Genomic DNA, 5,464 nt, shown 5'->3' with positions numbered 1-5,464 from the left:
ATTTAAAGGATTTGTTAGAAATAAGACCCATCTTTCATTATAGGGATAGAAGGGTAGAGACACATATATATTTATGTTTAATGGTACAAGGTATATTGGGATACACAAGGAGAAGGCTAAAAGAAATAGGATGGTTAGGAAAAAGGAATACATTGGAAGGCTTTATTGACGCATTATCTACCATAAAGTTAGGAAAATTCCATATTTTAGAAAAAGAGATATTTCGTGTGCAAAAAGAAAATCCCATCAAGGGGTTGTTAAAGGAGGCATTTAACATTTCTTCCTTTGAATTTACAAGGGATAGGAAGCTATGTAGTATATAATGAAAATTTCTCCCTTGAAAAATCAGGGGTAGACACAAGGCTTCCGTGAAGTTGGGTTCAACATAATTGGTTTATTACGAAAAAAGGCTTAATATCAGACTCTGTTAAGAAAGGGACTAGTGATTCAATAAAAGAGGAGGTTTGCGAAGAAAAATCTCTCTTTCCCTTAAAGAAAAGTAAGAAATTAAGAAGAAAATCAGCCCCTAAGATTATCTCATTTTCAGGAAGAAGTGGATAAAGGATTGCTTTAGTTTTTACAGGTAAATAGCCTTCTAAAGAAACCTCACAAATTACTTCACCAAAAGATTCCTCTATTCCTTCCAGTTTATACTCATAAGTGCTAACTAATGCTGACAAAACCATGTTGTCTGGCATCATCTTTTCAGGAATAAGGGTATGAGGGCTGTGGTAACCAAATTTTCCTACCAGCTCACGGGTTACTAATGTTTGATTTGTTTCAAGACTAATCACATTTAGACCTACATTTACCAATGGAAACTTAGAATAATATTTTTTTTTCATCTTCCTCCAATTCCTAACATAAAAGGAGAAAGTATTGCTTCCTCTTTTTTCGTTGTTTCTTCTAAAAGATAGGGATATTTTCCTTGAAATTTTTGAAGAACCTCTTCTATGTTGTCTCCATAACCAAGCACATCCCCATTTTTTATAACTACAAACCTTTTTGTTATATCTATCTTTCCCTCGCTTTGTAAATATAGAAAGGCATCTTTCTCTTTCAGAAGCCAAGGGGGTATTTTTTGTGTAAGGTTTGCAGAAAATGTTTTTCCTACCCCATCTGAAAAACATTCTTTATTATACCCCTTAGGTGCTGGATAAGCAACAATTACTTTGCCCTCTTTTAACTCCTGGGTAAGTAAGTCTATTCCCAATGCCTGCAACTTTGTTCCCAAGGGGGCTATATAAAAAACCCCAAATTTTTCTTTGAAAAGCTCATCTATTATATCCTTTAAAACATTTTTTACATCAAGAAAATTAGTGGTTGAACAGTTTTTCTTTGAAAAAGAGTTGTCATAATTAGCCCTGTCTATCAACTCCTTGTTCATCCTCCGACTCTTTTCTGCCATTTCAAAGGTAAAGCCAGGCTCTCCTGTAAGCAGAAATGTCCTTTCTGGCTCTGTTTCCTGCAAAATATGATATGAGCGAAGGGGTTCATGGCCTAAAAAAAGAAGAAGTGCCTCTTTATTATTACCATTCTGATTTGAAAGAAGTGGTATATAAAATGTATCAGAGATACCATAGCTTAAATTCTTTCCCATCATTGAGGCATAAACTAAAGGCTCGGTATATAAAATACGGATTTTATTGTCTTTCCCCTTTTCCCTGAGATATTTTAAAAGTAGAAGTAGATGAATTTTGGTAAAGCAGGTAATATCAATGGTAATATATTTTCTATTCAGCTCAAATCCTTTATCTTTTATCCATAAATGAAACACCTCTAGTAACCCATAAGCATCTTTAAGCTCGCATTCTAAAATAGATGGTTTTTCACAAGATACCTTTTTTAATCTACTATATATAAAATTTGTATTAGCCATTCCCTTAAAACTCTCAAGGGTATCTTTATATTGAAAGATAACAGAATTTTTAAATGTAATGGTATCTGTCAACTCAGGTGCTCGACGAGACCTCATTTCAAAGCTTGAGGCCGTTAGGAACAAATCATCTGGTTCGGTTTTACGTATTGGCTCTACCCTAACTATATCTTCCATTATTTCTTTTCTTGTGTTGAGGTTATAAATTCTTCCATTAATGCAATCAAATCATCCGTATTATTCCAGGTGCGATAACGCTCTATCCATAAAGAAACTTTCTGGTCAGCCATTCTTTCTTCCTCAATTCTCATCGTCCAATGAGCCTTTGACATTACTCCTCCTACACCCAATTTGTAAAATTGGAGATGGTCATTATTAGTAGTATCTACAAATATATATTTTGCTAATGAGGCACAAAATATTGGCTTAGTAACCACATTGGCGTCCATAAATGGGGCATTATCCTCATTTATTATTCTATAATTTTTAAAATAGTTCTCAATCTTGGGATAAACTCCCCTCCAAATATCTTTTCTATCTAAAGGATACGAAAGATAAATGGTGTCTTTTTGAATTGGGGGTCGTAGAGAGCTTCCAAACCTTCCTGTTTTTATAAACTCATTGTTTATAAGCTTTTTTTTCTTTTTATCCCACATCCTAATGACTTCATTCTTTATCTCTGATGCCATTTTATCCAATTCTTTGGGTTCAAATCTATAAGGTATAATAGAAAAAAGGAGTATCCATTCAGGCAAATCTTCTATTTTACTCTTGAATTCTTGGTTGAAAATACAAACCACTGGTTTAGCCAGTCCTGCACAGATGCCTAATTCCAACATAACATCAGGTTTAATCTCTGTAAGGTCTACAATAGCAAAATCATAATTTTCTATATGTTTTATGATATTGCTCAAGAGAAATTGGCCTTTCCTAAGGTCTTCTATATCCAAGCATTTAATATTATATCTCAATAGCACATTTTTAATTGCCTCTCTCTGGTCTTTAGAATATGGAGCCAAAGAAGTTGAGAAAAATGCAGATAATTCTTTATTTTCATCTAGTTCTCTCTCTTGCTCTAGTTTCTTTGGAGTTTTATGGAACATTTGAAAGTAAGGCTCAATAAATTCCTGCTCTATAACCAAAGGTTGTTGGTCTTCTTCAAGACCAAGTTCATCTTGTGGAAACAATACCTTGTTAATGTTGAAGCTGGATGGAACCCTCCAAAAGTTATCACTATTTTTGTCAAGAAATCTGAAGAAACCATGAGTAAAGGCTGGCTTTAATTTTTCCCCTACCCCATCTTCTAAAAACTCATCTTCAAAAAGGACTTGCTGGGTCTGAGAGCTCCCAATCTTAATAAGACTTCCCTTAAAATTTTCTTCTTTTATCTTCTTTAATAAAGCTTGGCATAGCTTCTTTATACCTTCTCCTTTCTCTATTCTCTTTATATTCCAGAAAACTTGTTCTTTAGAATATCTCTTGATTACCTTGTCCTGAATCTGGTGTCGGATAGGACAAATCCCATTTGAGAAAACATTCTCTTCATCAGCAACTGAAAACATCTCTGAACAGAGGAGAAGAAGACGCAGAATACTTCCTGAAGATACCTTGCAGATTTTATCAAACCCAGAATAATCACCTTCTATATCGTTTAATAAATATTCAATCCCTCCTGAGAAATCAGACCACCCTTCTTTTTTTTCTTCTATGGCACGGGTCATTATCATTTTATTTGCCATATCCTTAAGCAGTTCCTTATATTTATCTTCATTCTTATTAAGATACTCAACTGAAAGGAGTTTAAAGTCACTGTCAATCTCAAGTGAGGGACCATCTAGGACATTTAGTGTTTCCCATTCATATGGCCTCACAGCCAATTTGGTCCTATAAGGATACCCCCTTTGGAGGATAATGTTTATCACCTTCTGGCATTCTATGGAAGTTGCACTTGATTCGTCAAATAAAAGATACACATAGATGTCTTCACCAAAGATTGATTTATAAACCTTAATAATTTCAGAGCTTACCCTATCTAAAAATGAACTAATCTCAAATAATGGTTTATGCTCATGGACACTTATAGCAAAATAAGGAATACCCTGCTCTATAGCATGCTCTTGTCTCCTGCAGAAATCTTTAATATCCTGAAGGCTTCTATATTTCTCGTTCAATCCAATTGTTATTCCTTCTGCAAACTTATCCATTTTTATTTCATCTCCTTTGCATATGAGCTCAAGTATATTTATAATCTTATCTAATATCTTTATGCACAGATAATGGCCAAACAACCTTTGAAACCAGAATATATCCTCCTCTTTTTTATTTGACCCTTCTTTCTTTAAATGGGGAAAAATGGGGTGAAATATATTTGAAACCTTTGATATATGCAAATAGACACCTATGTACTTTTGACCTTCCAAATAGTCTTCTTTGTAAAACATTGATTCTGAAGAAAGCCGTTTGAGAATCATTGATTTACCTGTTCCTGGGGCACCATAGATAATATGATTGACAGGCTCTCTTACCTCATCCCATACTAGATTACGGACAAAAAAATCAGCCACTTCTGCATCCGTAAAATTTTCAGCCCTATTTATAAAAAATGGATTATACATTTTGTTCGCTCAATCTTAACTTAAACCAAAATCTTTGTTAAAATTATAACATAAGAATCTTCGCTTTGCAAGTTATAGAGAATGAGATAAAAAGCCTTTTCCCTTCAGCCAGGATTTTAAGAATGGATATAGATACGACAAAGAAAAGGGGCTCGCATGAAGAAATTCTTAAAAAATTTGAAGCTGGCAGCGTTGATATTCTGTTGGGAACCCAGATGATTTCAAAGGGGCTTGATTTTCCCAATGTCCTTTTGGTGGGTGTCCTTTCTGCTGATATCTCCCTTTCCCTTCCTGATTTTAGGGCAGGGGAGAAAACCTTTTCTTTACTTACCCAGGTTGCTGGAAGGTCGGGAAGGGGAACAAAGGAGGGAAGGGTAATTATCCAGACATACAACCCAAGTCATTATGCCATTCAAACCGCCATACATCAGAATTATTCCCTATTCTTTCAAGATGAGATAAAATATAGAAATGAGCTTTTCTATCCACCGTTTTCAAGGCTTCTTTCTCTTGTTTTACTTTCTGAGGATGAAAATAAGGCATCTAATGTGGCTTCGGTCCTTTTTGATTGCCTTTCCTCAAATAATAATGAAGATGTAAAAATATTAGGACCAGCCCCCTACTTTATCCCAAAGATAAAGAAGCAATATCGCTTTCAAATTCTCCTTAAAGCAAGGGATTATAAAAAGATGCAAAACCTTCTTGCAAAAGCCCTTTCAAGCTTTAAGCTTCCCTCTGGTGTTGACCTTATTAAGGATATGGATCCGGTGGGGATTGTGTAGGGAAGCCAGATGCCCAGCAATCATTCTATCCATTTAAAAAATTTTCTTGGTATAATTTTGCTTCAACCCAACTTCCCGACAAAATCCTAATTTTGCTTGATTTTTGGGCAAATTTTAGATTTTGTAGTATCTAATATTTCCTAAAATATTTTAAAATTCTTCTTGACAAAATAAAACAAGTAATCTATAAT

General features: G+C 34.5%; 5 protein-coding genes. 2 read left to right on the top strand and 3 right to left on the bottom strand.

The features are described from left to right. Nucleotides 1–323 (top strand): hypothetical protein (locus AB1630_09970; protein ID MEW6104116.1); only part of this gene is annotated, 323 nt, incomplete at its 5' end. Between the two features lie 57 nt (nucleotides 324–380). Here AB1630_09970 and AB1630_09965 read toward each other — a convergent pair. From AB1630_09965 to AB1630_09955, 3 genes are read right to left on the bottom strand one after another with little or no spacing between them, the layout of a single operon-like run. Next, on the bottom strand, nucleotides 381–845 hold the full coding sequence (locus tag AB1630_09965) for a hypothetical protein (protein MEW6104115.1): 465 nt from the start codon (nucleotides 843–845) through the stop codon (nucleotides 381–383). Then, entirely contained in the window at nucleotides 842–2,053 is a 1,212-nt protein-coding gene (locus tag AB1630_09960; protein MEW6104114.1) for a hypothetical protein, read from the bottom strand. The genes AB1630_09965 and AB1630_09960 overlap by 4 nt, the downstream gene beginning before the upstream one ends. Further along, nucleotides 2,053–4,491, bottom strand: a complete 2,439-nt coding sequence (locus tag AB1630_09955) for a hypothetical protein (protein ID MEW6104113.1) — start codon at nucleotides 4,489–4,491, stop codon at nucleotides 2,053–2,055. Before AB1630_09955 ends, AB1630_09960 begins: the two co-directional genes overlap by 1 nt. A 65-nt stretch (nucleotides 4,492–4,556) precedes the next feature. Here AB1630_09955 and priA point away from each other — a divergent pair, with 65 nt between their 5' ends. Next, complete coding sequence (gene priA / locus AB1630_09950; protein ID MEW6104112.1) at nucleotides 4,557–5,273, top strand: primosomal protein N'; 717 nt, start codon at nucleotides 4,557–4,559, stop codon at nucleotides 5,271–5,273. Nucleotides 5,274–5,464: the final 191 nt, after the last annotated feature.

Source organism: bacterium (genome assembly GCA_040753555.1).
In the GTDB taxonomy this organism is placed as follows: Bacteria; UBA9089; UBA9088; order UBA9088; family UBA9088; genus JBFLYE01.
Note: the sequence above shows the minus strand (reverse complement) of the source record. Positions and strands in the feature narration are given on the sequence as shown.